This is a genomic window from Achromobacter veterisilvae (assembly GCF_037619525.1).
GTDB lineage: Bacteria > Pseudomonadota > Gammaproteobacteria > Burkholderiales > Burkholderiaceae_B > Achromobacter > Achromobacter veterisilvae.
In genome coordinates this window covers 938861-956051 of sequence record NZ_CP148753.1, presented here as the reverse complement: position 1 = coordinate 956051, position 17191 = coordinate 938861, and the positions used below count along the sequence as shown (strand labels likewise).

At 65.3% G+C, this 17191-nt stretch carries 10 protein-coding genes; 6 read left to right on the top strand and 4 right to left on the bottom strand.

The genetic code is table 11. The features are described from left to right. The first annotated feature begins 124 nt into the window (after positions 1 to 124). Together rpoB and rpoC are read left to right on the top strand one after the other, a co-directional pair. On the top strand, positions 125 to 4237 hold the full coding sequence (gene rpoB / locus WHX56_RS04465) for a DNA-directed RNA polymerase subunit beta (RefSeq protein ID WP_129247080.1): 4113 nt from the start codon (positions 125 to 127) through the stop codon (positions 4235 to 4237). Further along, positions 4237 to 8481, top strand: coding sequence for a DNA-directed RNA polymerase subunit beta' (gene rpoC, locus WHX56_RS04460; protein WP_129247078.1), 4245 nt, complete (start codon positions 4237 to 4239; stop codon positions 8479 to 8481). Before rpoB ends, rpoC begins: the two co-directional genes overlap by 1 nt. 138 nt (positions 8482 to 8619) lie before the next feature. On the opposite strand, the gene WHX56_RS04455 is transcribed toward rpoC, so the two are convergent. Next, a complete protein-coding gene (locus WHX56_RS04455; RefSeq protein WP_129247289.1) occupies positions 8620 to 9015 on the bottom strand; it encodes a TssQ family T6SS-associated lipoprotein in 396 nt (131 codons plus the stop codon). Between the two features lie 156 nt (positions 9016 to 9171). Between WHX56_RS04455 and WHX56_RS04450 the strand changes: the two genes are divergently transcribed. After that, positions 9172 to 10413: a serine/threonine protein kinase gene (locus WHX56_RS04450; RefSeq protein ID WP_338880571.1), complete on the top strand. Its 1242-nt coding sequence runs from the start codon at positions 9172 to 9174 to the stop codon at positions 10411 to 10413. A gap of 14 nt (positions 10414 to 10427) precedes the next feature. On the opposite strand, the gene WHX56_RS04445 is transcribed toward WHX56_RS04450, so the two are convergent. The 3 genes from WHX56_RS04445 to WHX56_RS04435 are packed head-to-tail and all read right to left on the bottom strand — an operon-like array spanning position 10428 to position 14667. Further along, entirely contained in the window at positions 10428 to 12776 is a 2349-nt protein-coding gene (locus WHX56_RS04445; RefSeq protein WP_338880570.1) for a CHASE2 domain-containing protein, read from the bottom strand. A 29-nt stretch (positions 12777 to 12805) separates the two neighbouring features. Continuing rightward, positions 12806 to 13915 carry a FecR domain-containing protein gene (locus WHX56_RS04440; protein ID WP_338880569.1) on the bottom strand — a complete coding sequence of 370 codons (1110 nt, stop codon included), beginning with the start codon at positions 13913 to 13915 and terminating at the stop codon, positions 12806 to 12808. A 35-nt stretch (positions 13916 to 13950) separates the two neighbouring features. After that, complete coding sequence (locus tag WHX56_RS04435) at positions 13951 to 14667, bottom strand: response regulator transcription factor (protein WP_129247194.1); 717 nt, start codon at positions 14665 to 14667, stop codon at positions 13951 to 13953. Positions 14668 to 14978: 311 nt separating this feature from the next. Here WHX56_RS04435 and WHX56_RS04430 point away from each other — a divergent pair, with 311 nt between their 5' ends. From WHX56_RS04430 to rpsG, 3 genes are all read left to right on the top strand, one after another. Next, the gene (locus WHX56_RS04430) at positions 14979 to 15626 is read left to right on the top strand and encodes a response regulator transcription factor (RefSeq protein WP_422393636.1); all 648 of its coding nucleotides are present in this window, start codon (positions 14979 to 14981) and stop codon (positions 15624 to 15626) included. Positions 15627 to 16174: 548 nt separating this feature from the next. Further along, positions 16175 to 16552 carry a 30S ribosomal protein S12 gene (rpsL, locus tag WHX56_RS04425; RefSeq protein WP_005017264.1) on the top strand — a complete coding sequence of 126 codons (378 nt, stop codon included), beginning with the start codon at positions 16175 to 16177 and terminating at the stop codon, positions 16550 to 16552. A gap of 166 nt (positions 16553 to 16718) precedes the next feature. Beyond that, positions 16719 to 17189: a 30S ribosomal protein S7 gene (gene rpsG, locus WHX56_RS04420; RefSeq protein ID WP_006216561.1), complete on the top strand. Its 471-nt coding sequence runs from the start codon at positions 16719 to 16721 to the stop codon at positions 17187 to 17189. Positions 17190 to 17191: the final 2 nt, after the last annotated feature.

Here is a 17191-nt window from a genome sequence, read left to right as displayed (position 1 = left end):
TCCCCGGGCTTTTGCGTTTCCAGGAAACCCCTACTGGGGGCATGCCCTTTCCAGGGGGGTTTCCTGGAGTCGTATCACCTGGGGCCGTGGTTGACGGCCCATGCAACCTCGAGTCGGAGTGCTCATGCCTTACTCGTACACCGAAAAAAAGCGCATCCGCAAAAGCTTCGCCAAGCGTGAAGACGTTCAAAACGTTCCCTTCCTGTTGGCGACACAGCTTCAATCCTACCTAACTTTCCTGCAGGCGGATACCGCCCCGTCCGATCGCGTAGCCGACGGTTTGCAGGCGGCGTTCTCGTCGATTTTCCCGATCGTTAGTCACAACGGTATGGCGCGCTTGGAGTTCGTGAGCTATGTGCTCGGCGAACCGGTGTTCGATGTCAAGGAATGTCAGCAACGTGGCCTGACCTATGCCTCGCCCCTGCGAGCCAAGGTCCGCCTGGTGCTGCTTGACCGCGAAGTCAGCAAGCCGACCGTGAAGGAAGTGAAGGAACAGGAAGTCTACATGGGCGAAATTCCGCTCATGACGGGCACGGGTTCCTTCGTCATCAACGGCACCGAGCGTGTCATCGTCTCGCAGCTTCACCGTTCGCCCGGCGTGTTCTTCGAGCACGACCGCGGCAAGACGCACAGCTCCGGCAAGCTCCTGTTCTCGGCCCGCGTGATTCCCTACCGCGGCTCGTGGCTGGACTTCGAATTCGATCCGAAGGACGTCCTGTTCTTCCGTGTCGACCGCCGCCGCAAGATGCCCGTCACGATTCTGTGCAAGGCCATCGGCATGACGCCGGAATCGATCCTGGCCAACTTCTTCGACTTCGACAACTTCGAACTGAAGAGCGAAGGCGCGATGATGGAATTCGTGCCCGAGCGCTGGAAGGGCGAAATGGCCCGTTTCGACATCTCCGACCGTTCCGGCAAGGTGATCGTCGAAAAGGACAAGCGCATCAACGCGAAGCACCTGCGCGATCTGGCTGCCGGCGGCATCCAGCGCATCTCCGTGCCGGAAGACTTCCTGTACGGCCGCGTGCTGGCCAAGAACATCGTCGACCCCGACACCGGCGAAGTCATCGCCAATGCCAACGACGAGATCACGGAAAGCGTGCTGGGCGCCCTGCGCGCCGCCAACGTCCACGACATCCAGGCGCTCTACACGAACGACCTGGACCGCGGTCCGTACATCTCGCAAACGCTGCGCACCGATGAGACCGCCGACCAGATGGCCGCGCGCGTCGCCATCTACCGCATGATGCGTCCTGGCGAGCCGCCCACCGAAGAAGCGGTGGAAGCGCTGTTCCAGCGCCTGTTCTACAGCGAAGAAACGTACGACCTGTCGCGCGTCGGCCGCATGAAGGTCAACAGCCGCCTCGGCCGTGGTGAAGACATCACCGGCCCGATGACGCTGACCAACGAAGACATCCTTGAAACCATCAAGGTGCTGGTCGAGCTGCGCAACGGCCGCGGCCAGATCGACGACATCGATCACTTGGGCAACCGCCGCGTGCGCTGCGTCGGCGAACTGGCCGAGAACCAGTTCCGCGCCGGCCTAGTGCGCGTCGAACGCGCCGTCAAGGAACGTCTGGGCCAGGCCGAGACGGAAAACCTGATGCCGCACGACCTGATCAACTCCAAGCCGATCTCGGCCGCCATCAAGGAGTTCTTCGGTTCGAGCCAGTTGTCGCAGTTCATGGACCAGACCAACCCGCTGTCGGAAATCACGCACAAGCGCCGCGTTTCCGCACTGGGCCCGGGCGGCCTGACCCGCGAGCGCGCCGGCTTCGAAGTCCGCGACGTGCACCCGACCCACTACGGCCGCGTCTGCCCGATCGAAACGCCGGAAGGCCCGAACATCGGCCTGATCAACTCGATGGCGCTGTACGCTCGCCTGAACGAGTACGGCTTCCTGGAAACGCCTTACCGCAAGATCATCGACGGCCGCGTCAGCGAGCAGATCGATTACCTGTCGGCCATCGAAGAAAGCCACTACGTCATCGCCCAGGCCAACGCGGCGCTGGACGAAGAAGGCCGTTTCGTGGACGACCTGGTCGCTTGCCGCGAAGCCGGCGAAACGATGTTGACTGCTCCGGCCAACGTGCACTACATGGACGTCGCCCCGTCGCAGATCGTGTCGGTCGCCGCCTCGCTGATTCCGTTCCTGGAACACGACGACGCGAACCGCGCGCTGATGGGCGCCAACATGCAGCGCCAGGCCGTGCCTTGCCTGCGTCCGGAAAAGCCGGTCGTGGGTACGGGCATCGAGCGCACCGTGGCCGTTGACTCGGGCACGACCGTGCAAGCCCTGCGTGGCGGCCTGGTCGACCACGTCGACGCCGAGCGCGTCGTGATCCGCGTGAACGATGAAGAAAACGTCGCCGGCGAAGTCGGCGTCGACATCTACAACCTGATCAAGTACACGCGTTCCAACCAGAACACGAACATCAACCAGCGTCCCATCGTCAAGCGCGGCGACCGTGTCGCCAAGGGCGACGTGCTGGCCGACGGCGCATCGACGGACCTGGGCGAACTCGCCCTGGGCCAGAACATGCTGATCGCGTTCATGCCCTGGAACGGCTACAACTTCGAAGACTCGATCCTGATCTCCGAAAAGGTCGTGGCCGATGACCGCTACACCTCGGTGCACATCGAGGAACTGACGGTTGTTGCTCGCGACACCAAGCTCGGACCTGAAGAAATCACGCGCGACATCAGCAACCTGGCCGAAACGCAACTGAACCGCCTGGACGATTCGGGCATCACGTACATCGGCGCCGAAGTCAGCGCCGACGACGTGCTGGTCGGCAAGGTTACGCCCAAGGGCGAAACCCAACTGACGCCGGAAGAAAAGCTGCTGCGCGCCATCTTCGGCGAAAAGGCGTCCGACGTTAAGGACACCTCGCTGCGCGTGCCTTCGGGCATGACCGGCACCGTGATCGACGTGCAAGTGTTCACGCGCGAAGGCATCGTGCGCGACAAGCGCGCCCAGTCCATCATCGACGATGAACTGCGCCGCTATCGCCAGGACCTGAACGACCAGTTGCGCATCGTTGAAAACGACCAGTTCGACCGTATCGAAAAGATGCTGGTCAACAAGACCGTCAACGGCGGCCCGCGCAAGCTGGCCAAGGGCGCCACGATCACCAAGGCCTACCTGGCCGATCTGGACCGCTGGCAGTGGTTCGACATCCGCCTGGCCGACGAGCCGCACGCTGTCGTGCTGGAACAGGCCAAGGAATCGCTCGAGCAGAAGCGCCACCAGTTCGATCTGGCCTTCGAAGAGAAGCGCAAGAAGCTGACGCAGGGCGACGAGCTGCCCCCGGGCGTGCTGAAGATGATCAAGGTCTACCTGGCCGTGAAGCGTCGTCTGCAACCTGGCGACAAGATGGCAGGCCGTCACGGCAACAAGGGCGTGGTCTCGCGCATCACCCCGGTGGAAGACATGCCGCACATGGCTGACGGCACGCCGGCCGACATCGTTCTGAACCCGCTGGGCGTGCCCTCGCGGATGAACGTCGGCCAGGTGCTGGAAGTGCACTTGGGCTGGGCTGCCAAGGGCGTGGGCCACCGCATCGCCGACATGCTGCGCGACGAGCGCACCGCGCAGGTCAAGAACGTCCGCGCCTACCTGGACAAGGTCTACAACACGACCGGCACCGGCGCGCGCATCGACGAGCTGACCGACGACGAAGTCATGGAAATGGCCCAGAACCTCAAGAACGGCGTGCCGTTCGCGACGCCCGTCTTCGACGGTGCGACCGAAGAGGAAATCACCAAGATGCTGGAACTGGCCTATCCGGACGACGTCGCCAAGCGTATGGCCCTGACGCCGTCGCGCACGCAGGCGTGGCTGTTCGACGGCCGCACCGGCGAGCAGTTCGAGCGTCCCGTGACCGTCGGCTACATGCACTACCTGAAGCTGCACCACTTGGTCGACGACAAGATGCACGCGCGCTCGACCGGCCCGTACTCCCTGGTTACCCAGCAGCCGCTGGGCGGCAAGGCGCAGTTCGGCGGCCAGCGTTTCGGGGAAATGGAAGTGTGGGCGCTGGAAGCCTACGGCGCCGCCTACACCCTGCAGGAAATGCTGACGGTGAAGTCCGACGACATCACCGGCCGTACCAAGGTATACGAAAACATCGTCAAGGGCGACCACGTCATCGACGCCGGCATGCCGGAATCGTTCAACGTGCTGGTCAAGGAAATCCGCTCGTTGGCCCTGGACATGGATTTGGAGCGTAACTAATGAAAGCGCTACTCGACCTCTTTAAGCAAGTCTCGCAAGACGAGCAGTTCGATGCCATCAAGATCGGCATCGCCTCGCCCGAGAAGATCCGTTCGTGGTCTTACGGCGAAGTTCGCAAGCCCGAGACCATCAACTACCGCACGTTCAAGCCCGAGCGCGACGGCCTGTTCTGCTCCAAGATCTTCGGTCCCATCAAGGACTACGAGTGCTTGTGCGGCAAGTACAAGCGCCTGAAGCACCGTGGCGTGATCTGCGAAAAGTGCGGCGTCGAAGTCACCGTCGCCAAGGTTCGCCGTGAACGCATGGGCCACATCGAGCTGGCCAGCCCCGTCGCGCACATCTGGTTCCTGAAGAGCCTGCCGTCGCGTCTGGGCATGGTGCTCGACATGACCCTGCGCGACATCGAACGCGTGCTGTACTTCGAAGCCTGGTGCGTGATCGAACCCGGCATGACGCCGCTCAAGCGCGGCCAGATCATGTCGGACGACGATTTCCTCGCCAAGACCGAAGAATACGGCGACGACTTCCGTGCCCTGATGGGCGCGGAAGCCGTGCGCGAACTGCTGCGCACCATCGACATCGACCGCGAAGTGGAAACGCTGCGCGGCGAACTGAAGGCCACCAGCTCGGAAGCCAAGATCAAGAAGATCTCCAAGCGCCTGAAGGTGCTGGAAGGCTTCCAGAAGTCGGGCATCAAGGCCGAGTGGATGGTCATGGAAGTGCTGCCCGTGCTGCCGCCGGACCTGCGTCCGCTGGTGCCGCTGGACGGCGGCCGCTTCGCGACCTCCGACCTGAACGACCTGTACCGCCGCGTCATTAACCGCAACAACCGCTTGAAGCGCCTGCTGGAGCTGAAGGCTCCGGAAATCATCCTGCGCAACGAAAAGCGGATGCTGCAGGAAGCCGTCGACTCGCTGCTGGACAACGGTCGCCGCGGCAAGGCCATGACGGGCGCCAACAAGCGCCAGCTCAAGTCGCTGGCCGACATGATCAAGGGCAAGAGCGGCCGCTTCCGCCAGAACCTGCTGGGCAAGCGCGTCGACTACTCGGGCCGTTCGGTCATCGTGGTGGGCCCGCAGCTCAAGCTGCACCAGTGCGGCCTGCCCAAGCTGATGGCCCTGGAACTGTTCAAGCCGTTCATCTTCAATCGTCTGGAGATGATGGGCCTGGCCACGACCATCAAGGCCGCCAAGAAGCTGGTGGAAAGCCAGGAACCGGTGGTCTGGGACATCCTGGAAGAAGTCATCCGCGAACACCCGGTCATGCTGAACCGTGCGCCCACGCTGCACCGTTTGGGCATCCAGGCGTTCGAGCCTGTCCTGATCGAAGGCAAGGCCATCCAGCTCCACCCGCTGGTTTGCGCGGCGTTCAACGCCGACTTCGACGGCGACCAGATGGCCGTCCACGTGCCGCTGTCGCTGGAAGCGCAGTTGGAAGCCCGCACGCTGATGCTGGCGTCCAACAACGTGCTGTTCCCGGCCAACGGCGAACCGTCGATCGTGCCGTCGCAGGATATCGTGCTGGGCCTGTACTACACGACCCGCGAGCGCGTCAACGGCAAGGGCGAAGGCATCTTCTTCATGGACGTCGCTGAAGTCCAGCGCGCCTATGACAACGGCGAAGTCGAGCTGCAAAGCCGCATCACCGTGCGCCTGAAGGAGCACGAGCGCGACGAGAACGGCGACTGGCAGCCGGTGATCCGCCGTCACGAGACGACGGTCGGCCGCGCGCTGCTGTCCGAGATCCTGCCCAAGGGCCTGCCCTTCACCGTCCTGAACAAGGCGCTGAAGAAGAAGGAAATCTCGCGCCTGATCAACCAGTCCTTCCGCCGCTGCGGCCTGCGCGACACGGTGATCTTCGCCGACAAGCTGATGCAGTCGGGCTTCCGCCTGGCTACCCGCGGCGGTATCTCGATCGCCATGGGCGACATGCTGATCCCGACCGCCAAGGAAGGCATCCTGGCCGAAGCCAGCCGCGAAGTGAAGGAAATCGACAAGCAGTACTCGTCGGGTCTGGTCACGTCCCAGGAACGCTACAACAACGTGGTGGACATCTGGGGCAAGGCCGGCGACAAGGTCGGCAAGGCGATGATGGAGCAACTGGCCACGGAACCCGTGACCAACCGCCATGGCGAGGAAGTGCGCCAGGAATCGTTCAACTCCATCTACATGATGGCTGACTCGGGCGCCCGCGGTTCGGCCGCCCAGATCCGCCAGTTGGCCGGTATGCGCGGCCTGATGGCCAAGCCGGACGGCTCCATTATCGAAACGCCGATTACCGCGAACTTCCGTGAAGGCCTGAACGTACTCCAGTACTTCATTTCGACTCACGGCGCGCGTAAGGGTCTGGCCGATACGGCACTGAAGACCGCCAACTCGGGTTACCTGACCCGCCGTCTGGTCGACGTGACGCAGGACCTGGTGATCACCGAGGACGATTGCGGCACTTCGCAGGGCTACAACATGAAAGCCCTGGTCGAAGGCGGCGAAGTCATCGAACCGTTGCGCGACCGCATCCTGGGCCGCGTCGCGGCCGTGGACATCGTCAACCCGGACACGCAGGAAACGGCCATCGTCGCCGGCACCCTGCTGGACGAAGACTTGGTCGACACCATCGACCGCATCGGCGTGGACGAGGTCAAGGTCCGCACCCCGCTGACCTGCGAAACGCGCCATGGCCTGTGCGCGCACTGCTACGGCCGCGACCTCGGCCGCGGCTCCTCGGTCAACCAGGGCGAAGCGGTCGGCGTCATCGCCGCCCAGTCCATCGGCGAACCGGGCACGCAGCTCACCATGCGTACGTTCCACATCGGCGGCGCGGCGTCGCGTTCGGCCCTGGCCAGCGCGGTGGAAACCAAGTCCAGCGGTACGGTCGGCTTCGCCAGCACGATGCGCTACGTCACCAACGCCAAGGGTGAACGCGTGGCCATCTCGCGCTCCGGCGAACTGGCGATCTTCGACGACAATGGCCGCGAACGCGAACGCCACAAGATCCCGTACGGCGCGACCGTGCTGGTGGGCGATGGCGAAGCCGTGAAGGCTGGCGCGCGCCTGGCGACGTGGGATCCGCTGACCCGTCCGATCGTGTCGGAATACGGCGGCGCCGTCCGCTTCGAGAACATCGAAGAAGGCGTGACCGTTGCCAAGCAGGTGGACGAAGTCACCGGCCTGTCGACGCTCGTCGTCATCACGCCGAAGACCCGTGGCGGCAAGATCGTCATGCGTCCGCAGATCAAGCTGGTCAACGAGAACGGCGAAGACGTCAAGATCGCCGGCACCGACCATTCGGTGAACATCTCGTTCCCGGTGGGCGCGCTGATTACCGTGCGCGACGGCCAGCAGGTTGCCGTGGGTGAAGTCCTGGCGCGTATTCCGCAGGAATCGCAAAAGACCCGCGACATTACCGGCGGTCTGCCGCGCGTGGCCGAGCTGTTCGAAGCCCGTTCGCCCAAGGATGCCGGCATGCTCGCCGACGTCACCGGCACGGTCTCGTTCGGCAAGGACACCAAGGGCAAGCAGCGCCTGGTCATCACCGACCTGGAAGGCGTCAGCCACGAGTTCCTGATTCCGAAGGAAAAGCAGGTTCTGGTGCACGACGGCCAAGTCGTGAACAAGGGCGAAATGATCGTGGACGGCCCGGCCGATCCCCACGACATCCTGCGCCTGCAAGGCATCGAGAAGCTGGCGACCTACATCGTCGACGAAGTGCAGGACGTGTACCGTCTGCAGGGCGTGAAGATCAACGACAAGCACATCGAAGTGATTGTTCGCCAGATGCTGCGCCGCGTGAACATCGTCGACGCGGGCGATACCGAGTTCATCCCGGGCGAGCAGGTCGAGCGCTCCGAGCTGTTGAACGAGAACGACCGCGTCACGGCTGAAGATCGCCGTCCGGCTTCCTACGAAAACGTGCTGCTGGGCATCACGAAGGCCTCGCTGTCGACCGACTCGTTCATCTCGGCCGCTTCGTTCCAGGAAACCACCCGGGTCCTGACCGAAGCCGCCATCATGGGCAAGCGCGACGACCTGCGCGGCTTGAAGGAAAACGTCATCGTCGGCCGCCTGATCCCGGCGGGTACCGGCCTGGCGTACCACCATGCCCGCAAGGACAAGGAAGCGCTGGAGGCGGCGGAACGCGAAGCCGCCCGCCAGCAGGCCAACCCGTTCGAAGACTCGCCGGTCACGGTGGGCTCGGATGCGGAGACGCCTGCCGCCGACCTGGGCGCCGAGGACTCCGCCGAATAAGCGGAATCCCCCGCGGGACTCCCACGCCGCCCGGCGCGGGGTCCCCGGAAGCAGAAAGGCCGCTGATGCGAATCAGCGGCCTTTTTTTATTGGCCTTTCCTGATGGAAACGCCTTCCCCGCGCGGCGGGGAGGCGGGATTACCTGGAGGCCTGGGCCCGGGCCCGCTGGAAGGCGGGGCCCCACACCGGGTGGCCGGCCTCGTTGGGCGCCAGCACGAAAGCGGGGTCCAGGGCGAGGATGCGCGAGAAACTGTCTTCGCAAAGCTGCGGATACTGGCTCACGCAATAGCTGAAGGCCTGCAGCTTGTACGCTTCGATGCGCACGGCCTTGGTGGAGGTGGCCAGGGCGTCGGAGGTGGCGACGCTGCGGATGACTTCGCCGTAGCGGCCCGCGCGGTATTGGTCGCGCACTTGTTGCAATTGGTCCAGCGCTTGCGCGGTGGGCGGGCCCTCCGGCTGCGGGGAGGTGACGCCGGCACAACCCGCCAGGAGGACGGATAAGCCAAGCAGACTACTCAGAACGCGAATTTTCATGGGCTTCCAAAGGGGTAGGGGGAGACGGCCATACGCTATCGTGCCACAGCCTGATGCGCTCGGACATTTTCGGCAATGTCCTTGCGTAGCGGATTCGATAATATTCGGCCTATTCACTTTTCAATCCGTATTCGCGCCGTGGCGCAGCTCTCGATCATGTCTCCTTCCGCCGGCTTGTTGACGCCGCGTGGCCCTTTTTCCGGCGCCGCGCCGCTTGCGCTGCGCCCATTGAGCGCCATCGCCGCCAGCGCGGCGGGGGGCGTGCCGGAAGCGCGCATCAAGCGGCTTCTGTCCGATCTTTTGCCGTCCCTCATGTCCCTGCACGCGCAGGGTGAAATCTGTGGCGACATTTCCCTGGAAACGGTGGGAATGGACGAGAACGCGCGGGCGCATCTGGTCCCGGAGCTGATCGTGGCGCGTTCCCGCCGCGCCAGCCGCAGCCCGACCTCCGGTTTTGCGCCGTTCGAACTCTATACCGATTCCATGGAGTGGCCGCGCGGCCCGTGGAGCGACATCTACGCCTTGTGCGCGGTGATGCATGCGCTGGTCACCGGGCGGCGGCCGCCGCCAGCGCCCGAACGCCGCGCGGCGGACACCTACGAACCGCTCGCCTCCCTGGGCCTGCCGAAATACGGCCAGGATTTCCTGTCCGTGATCGACGCCGGCCTGTCGATGGCGCCCGCCGAACGGCCGCAAACGCTGGCCGAACTGGCGGAGATGCTGGGTGTTGCCGCGCAGCTTGACGCCGCGCCCGTCCAGGCCGACACCGGCGCGGGCGCTGCGGCCCAGGCCGCGCCGGCCGCTGCCGTCGCCACGGCGCGCCGGCCCGCGCGCGGGCGCCGCGTCCTGTTGTGGCTGCTGTTCATCGTGGCGTTGGGCGGTGCGGGCGTCTACGCCTGGCTGGCCTCGGGCCTGGGCGTCCAGAACGCCCTGATTACCCGGTCGGAAGTCGTCCAGCCCAATCCGCCCGTGGTCCATCCCCTGCCGCAAGCGGCCCCGCAGGCCGCTCCCGCGTCCCGGCCGCCGCCCGAGCCGGCGGGCCAGGCTCCCGCGGGCGCCGCATCCCCGGAAAACCCAGCGCCTTCCGCGCCGCCCGCCGACGCGCCAGCCCCGATGCCGGCGCCGCGGGAGTCCGCGTTCCCGGAAACGCCCGCGGCCACAGCCGAGGACGCCGCCAAGCCCAAGCCCGTGCCTGTACTAGTGCGGCTGGACATCCGCCCCTGGGGAGAAGTGTGGATCAATGGCGTGGCCCGGGGAATCAGCCCGCCGGTCAAGGAGCTCAGGCTGATTCCCGGCAAGTACCAGGTGGTGCTGCGCAATGCCGGCCTGCCGCCGTACCGCGCGACGCTCGAGGTAAAAGCCGGTCGGCCGGGCGTGATTTCGCACACCTTCCAGTAGGCGGCCGCGCCTCGCTATGCCGCCGGCAAGCCGTGGGGGCGATGCTTTTCGGCGGAAGCTTCCGGCGCCATCGGCAGGCGCAGCGTGAAGACCGAGCCGGCCCCCGGTTCGCTGCTTACCTCCACGGACCCGCCATGGCGCTCGGCCACGGTGCGCACGAATGCCAGCCCCAGGCCCGCGCCGCCGGCGTCGCCGCGGGTTTCGATTCCCACGCGTGAAAACGGTTCGAACAGGCGGCCCAGGTCCTTGGCCGCGATGCCGTGGCCCTGGTCGCGTATGCCGACCCGCCAGAAACCGGATGCCTCGTCGATGCCGCACTCGATGCGCGTCTGCGGGGGGCTGTACTTGATCGCGTTGTCTATCAGGTTGCACAACGCGCGCATGAGCAGGGTCTGGTCGCCGCGGATGTAGGCGGCGGGCAGCGGCAGCCGCAGATCCAGCGCGATGCCGCGTTTCTGCGCCGAAGCCCAGAACTCGTCCACGGCGTCCTGCAGCAGGCTGCCCAGGTCCAGTTCCACCGCGCTGATGGTCATGGATTCGGCGCGCGTCAGATGCACGAAATCATCGACCAGGTGCAGCGTGCGCCGGGCCAGCGCGGCGATGCGGTCGAGCGTTTCGTTCGGTCCTTCGCGGGATCCGCCTTCCTGCTTCATTTCCACCAGCGCCAGGATGGAGCTTTGCGGCGCGCGCATGTCGTGCGAGATGAAGCGCAGCGTCTCTTCGCGCTGGCGTTCCGCCTGGCGGATGCGCGAGATATCGGTCAGCGTGGCGACGGTGCCCGCGAAGTTCCCTTCGGCGGTATGGATGGGGGAGCATTTCAGGATGAGGTCGCGTCCCGCATGGTCGCGCAGCTCCAGGTCCGCGCTCCATGGAGACGACCCCGCGGCCGGGCCCTGGCCGCTGAGCGCTTCGGCGACGCGCTGCCGCGTGGCGGGATCGGAGATGGTCTTTTCAAGCAGGTGGATGGCGGGGCGGCCGACGCGGGGCGGGCGCATGCCCAGGCGCTGGAAGTACATGACGGCGGCCTGGTTGCGGAATCGCATGCGGCCGTCCTGGTCGAAGACGAGCGTGGCGTCGGGCATGCCGTCCAGGCCGTCGGCCAGGAAGCGCCGCAGGTTGCGCACGCGCGCAAGCGCCCGGCGCAATTCCCCGACCCGGCTTTCGAGCGACGCGCTGGGCCCGGCGGCCTGGGCGCGGGCCTCGTTCAGCACCGGCGGATATTCGCGCTGCAGGCGGCGCAGCTCGTTGTCCATGTACCGCAGCGCCGCCTCCTGGCTGCGCCAGCTCCATAGCGGGTAGCACAGCGCCACGCCCAGCAGCGCCGCGGTCGGGGCAAACCAGAAATGACCGGAGGCCAGCAGCAACAGCGCGGCCAGCAGGATGCCGGCCAGCAGCGCGACGCATACCAGCAGGGCCCGTTTCGGAGACAAACGCCACAAGGCAAGGCAGGCCAGCAGCACGGGCAGCGCCGAGAACAGCCCGTTCCACCAGGCGGGCGGCCGCTGGAAGGCGACGTCGTCGCGCGCGGCCTGCAGCAGGTTCGCGATGATCTCCACGCCAGACATGCCGCTCACGTCGTGGGAAACCGGCGTCGGGTAAGCGTCGCCCAGGCCCGTGGCCCACGCGCCGACCAGCACGTACTTGCCGCGCAGCGCCTCGGGCGGCACGTCGCCGCGCAACACCGAAAGATACGAAACGGTGCGCACGTGCGCGGTGGGGCCGGAGTAAGGGATCAGCATGCCGCCGTTCGGCGCGGCGCGTTTCAGGAATTCTTGCGCCTGTTCCGCCTCGCCGCCGACTTCCAGCATCGACAAGGCCAGGTGGTTCCAGCGTTCTCCCGCCACGTCCGCGGTCAACGTGGCCGCCCGGACGGCGCCGTCGGAGTCGACGCGCGCGTTGATGAAGCCTTTCGCGGCCGCGGCTTGCGCCAGGCCGGGGATGGGGGCGCTGATGCTGGAAGGACGGTTGAGCCGATCCAGCACGATGGGCAGGACGGTGCGCCCGTTGCGCCGGATGCTGTCGGCGAGAATGCGGTCGTCGTGGGGGTTGGCTGTGTCCGCCTCTCCGAAAATCAGGTCGAGCCCGACGGCGCGGGCCTCTCGCAACCGCTCCAGCAGCGCCGCGTGGACCGCGCGCCGCCAGGGCCAGCGTCCCAGGGCGTCGATGCTGGCGTCATCGATCGCCACGATCAGGATGTCCGGGTCGGCGCTGCGTCCCGTTATCGATACGGTGCGGTCGTAGAGGATCTGGTCGAACCGGCCAAGGCCGTTGAGCGAGCCCAGCAGGCCGGCCAGCACCGCCAGCGCCAATGTCAGCCACAGCCCTGAGCGCGATGTCCGGTCCGGGGGATCGGCGGCGGCCATGCGGGGCTCCTTTCAGCGGCCAGCCGGCCCTAGTACTCGGTGAGCGTGACGAAGCCGCCCGTGCCGCTCTCGACCCCGAGACCGAAGGAAGTCATGAGCTGGTTGACGCCTTCGAAGGTGGCGATCGCGTCCTGGCCGCCCAGGCCCAGGTCGTCCACGGCGCGCACGGACACGTAATAGGTGCCGGGGCCGGGCGCCGAGAACCGGATGTCGTTGCTGGGAAAGCTCGCGGACGATACCGGCAGCGTGCCGTCGGCATCGCGCGAGACGCGCACCAGGTAGCTCTGCGCGCCGGCCACCGGGGAAACGTCGGCGGTCCAGGCGCCGCCGCCCGTGCGCACGGGTTCGCCCAACCGCGGAGCGGCAAGCAGCGCGCGCATGCCGGAGACGACGCCGTCCGCGCCGACGGCCGCGCCATAGCCCTTGGCCACGGCGACCGGTTTGGCGGGCCGCCCGCCCGGCGCATGGGGTTGCAGGCGGACGCTGCCCTCCAGCACTTCGCTGCGCGCGCCCTGGGCGCCGCTTTGCACCCGGAAGCGCGTGCCGCGCACGCCGGTCACCGCGACGGGCGTGCGGACTTCGAACCGGCCCACGCCTTCCCCGGCGGGAGCCACCGAAGATTCGACGCTGCCGCGCTGTACCTGGACGACCGAGTCCGTCAGCGCGGTGCCTTCGAACTGGCGCAAGCGCATCAATTCGACGGCTCCGCCGGCCGGCAGCGTCAGCTTGGAGCCGTCGGCCAGTTCCAGCGTGACGAAGCCGTTGGATTCCGTGGCGACGGTGCTGCCTTCGGCCACCGTGTCGCCGGCCCGCAAGGACTTGCCGTCGATGCTCGCCTGGCCGCTCACGTGCAGCACGCGCGCGCTGGCGGCGCGCTCGGGGATCATGGAAAGCGGGATGCGGAGTTCCTGTCCGATCGGCAGCAGCTCCGGCGTGACGACCTGGTTCAAGGTCTGCAGGTGGCTCCAGTTGGCCTGGTTGCGCGTATACCGGGTGGCGAGGTCGATCAAGGTGTCGCCCTGGCGGACGCGGTAGATGAAATCGTCTCCGAGCGCGCCGGCCGGCTGGCTGCGCGCGGGCGCCACGAGCATCAGGCAGGACATCAGGGCAAGCAGGGAAAGCGCGCGGCAGCGGCTCATGACAATCGAATCTCCGGGAATGCGCGGGACCGCGCTTACTGCTGACTGGGTTGAACGTCTTCGGCCGGGGCGGTCAGTTCGAGCCGGTAGCCCAGGGCATAAGAGGAAGAGAGACGCACGCCATGCTCGGGACGCAACTGGAGTTTTTGCCGGATGTTCGACAAATGGGTGTCCAGCGTGCGGGAGGTGGCGGGAATCTCCCGATTCCAGACGCATTCGGCCAGCACGTCGCGCGACATGAGGCGGCCGATATTGCGGAAAAACAGCAAGGCCAGGTCGAATTCCTTCGGCGCCAGGGCGATCGGCGTGGAATTCAGCGAGATCGCGCGGCCGGCGGGTTCGATGCGGTAGCGCGCGACGTCGAAGGCGTCGTTGGCGGGCTCGGCGATCTGGCTGCGGCGCAGCAACGCCGCCACGCGGGCCAGCAGCTCCTGGGGGCGCCAGGGCTTGACGATGTAATCGTCGGCGCCCGCGCGCAGGCCTTCCACAAGGTCTTCCTCGCTGGAGCGGTTGGTCAGGAAAATGACCGGGATGCGTGGACCGATATTGATGCGCAGCCAGCGCACGACGTCGTCGCCGTCGATATCGGGCAGGTGCCAGTCCAGCAGCACCAGGTCGAAATGCTCGACGCGCAGCGCGGCCAGGAGATCCCGGCTCTGCTGATAACTGGTGCAGGAGTATCCCGCGGAGGTCAAAACTTGCTGGATGCGGCGTGCTTGGTCCAGGTCATCTTCCAGCGACGCGATTTTCATCAGACGTGTTCTCGCGAAGGTTTGCTACGCAAGCGCGCGCTATTGGCGCCCTACTGCAAGAGGGTGAGGGAATTCTAGTAAACGAATGATAACTCGGGCAGTGTCCCCGCTGGCTACGTTATGGCAAGAACTGTCAAACATTGCAAAGTTGACGAATCTTGACTGGAGTTGTTGCGTAACAACGCGCCACACTGTCTCAATCGTCCCATTGCCGAAGGTACAGGAGGAAGCGGGTCGAATTGCTGGGAACCACTATGAATCAATTGCGCATACTAATGATGTCACCGGACGAGACGGCTCGCGGCGCTGCCGTGTCCGCTTTGCTGCAGGCCGGCATTTCCGCGCGCGGCTGCTCGACTTCTCTTGAATTGTTCGGGCTGCTGAACGGCGGCGCCTATGACGGGGTGGTCCTCGACGTGGGGACCTTGGGGGAAATCGGCTACGCGCTCGTGGCGCGGCTGCATGGTTCTTCATCCCTGGGTATCGTGGTGACGGGACGCAACATGTCCGTGGACAGCCGTCTGCGCTGCCTGCAGAGCGGCGCGGACGCCTGCCTGCCCGATCCGCAGGATCCGCGCGAACTGGCGTGTATCCTGCTGTCCCTGGCGCGCCGCCTGCCGTCGGGGCAACAGGACGCCGCCCCGGCCGAGACGGCCGCGAACGGCCAATGGGAACTGCGCGACCAGGGCTGGACGCTGGCCGCGCCTTCGGGAACGACCCTCTCGCTGTCGGCCAATGAGCGCCTGATCGTGCGTTCGCTGCTGGAAGTGGCGGGCAGGGCGGTCGGACGGTCCGAGCTGGGCGAAGAGCTGCAGGTCGAGGGCGGCAGCGCGCGGGCCAGCGGCTCCCGCAGCATCGACGTGATCGTCAGCCGGCTGCGCCGCAAGGCCGAACTGGCCGGCCTGATATTGCCGATCCGCACGGTCTACGGCAGCGGCTACCTGTTCGCCGACCAATAGAAAGACGGGGCGCGGGCGAGTACACTGGGCCCACGCCGCCGCTATTCGCGGCCCGGACGCGAATCCAGCCTGGCCTCGCGCTTTTGCCCCGATTTCCGCCCCGATCCGGATCCTGGATGTCCGGTTTATACGACCCCAATTTTCATGACTGGCGCCTAACAGGCCGTCTTCTGCCGGCAACGCGCCGCCTGGGCGGGGTTTACAAATTTCTTTGACAGTGCGCCCAAATCTCAGTTATGCTAAAGGGCTAACTGCTTTATTTCGCGCGCAAAATTTGGCCGCAGTAGGGTCTGGATGTTTTGGGCCAGGAAACGAGGTGCGTCACGAGCCTTTCGTTTCATGGCCACAAGTGGGGCTTTGCCCCGCGGCTTCTACCCCTACGGCACCCGGTTTTGTGCGTTTTGTCACAGTTTGTTGGCAAACCCGCTCTTTTACGTATACGAACGTTTGAGGCGGTTTTGCGCGAACTGCCTGCTCCGAAGCTCACAGCCTGAGGAGACTAGTACGCAAGTACTTACCAGTGGTACGTAAAAGGGATTTCAAAGGTCATGCCTACCATTAGCCAACTCGTGCGCAAGCCGCGCGAAGTCAGCATCATCAAAAGCAAGAGCCCCGCGCTCGAAAACTGCCCGCAACGCCGCGGCGTGTGCACTCGCGTGTACACCACCACCCCCAAGAAGCCGAACTCCGCTCTGCGTAAGGTTGCCAAAGTGCGTCTGACCAACGGTTACGAAGTCATTTCGTACATCGGCGGTGAAGGCCACAACCTGCAAGAGCACTCGGTGGTTCTGGTGCGCGGCGGTCGTGTGAAGGACTTGCCCGGTGTGCGTTACCACATCGTGCGCGGTTCCCTCGACCTGCAAGGCGTCAAGGACCGCAAGCAAGCCCGCTCGAAGTACGGCGCCAAGCGCCCGAAGAAGGCCTGATAACGAGTCCGCAGTACCCCGAAGTGGCGGAAATCCGTCATCAGGGAAGTGCAACCGCGCCGACCGGAATGCAGGTAGGTGCGCGGCACGTAAGGGGTCGTCCCATTGGGCGGCCATGGCCGTGTAATGAAACACGGTTCAACTGAACAGACACAAGGAAGCAACAATGCCCCGTCGTCGCGAAGTACCCAAGCGCGAGATTCTGCCCGATCCCAAGTTCGGCAGCGTCGAACTCGCCAAGTTCATGAACGTCGTCATGCTGGACGGCAAGAAGGCCGTCGCCGAGCGCATCGTCTATGGTGCCCTCGAGCAAGTGCAAACCAAGACCGGCAAGGAGCCGATCGAAGTTTTCAGCCTGGCGATCAACAACATCAAGCCGATCGTCGAAGTGAAGAGCCGCCGCGTTGGCGGTGCCAACTACCAAGTGCCGGTTGAAGTGCGCCCCGTGCGCCGCCTGGCCCTGGCTATGCGTTGGCTCCGTGAAGCCGCCAAGAAGCGTGGCGAGAAGTCGATGGATCTGCGTCTTGCTGGCGAACTGATCGACGCCTCCGAAGGTCGTGGCGCCGCGATGAAGAAGCGCGAAGACACGCACAAGATGGCAGAGGCCAACAAGGCCTTCAGCCATTTCCGCTGGTAATT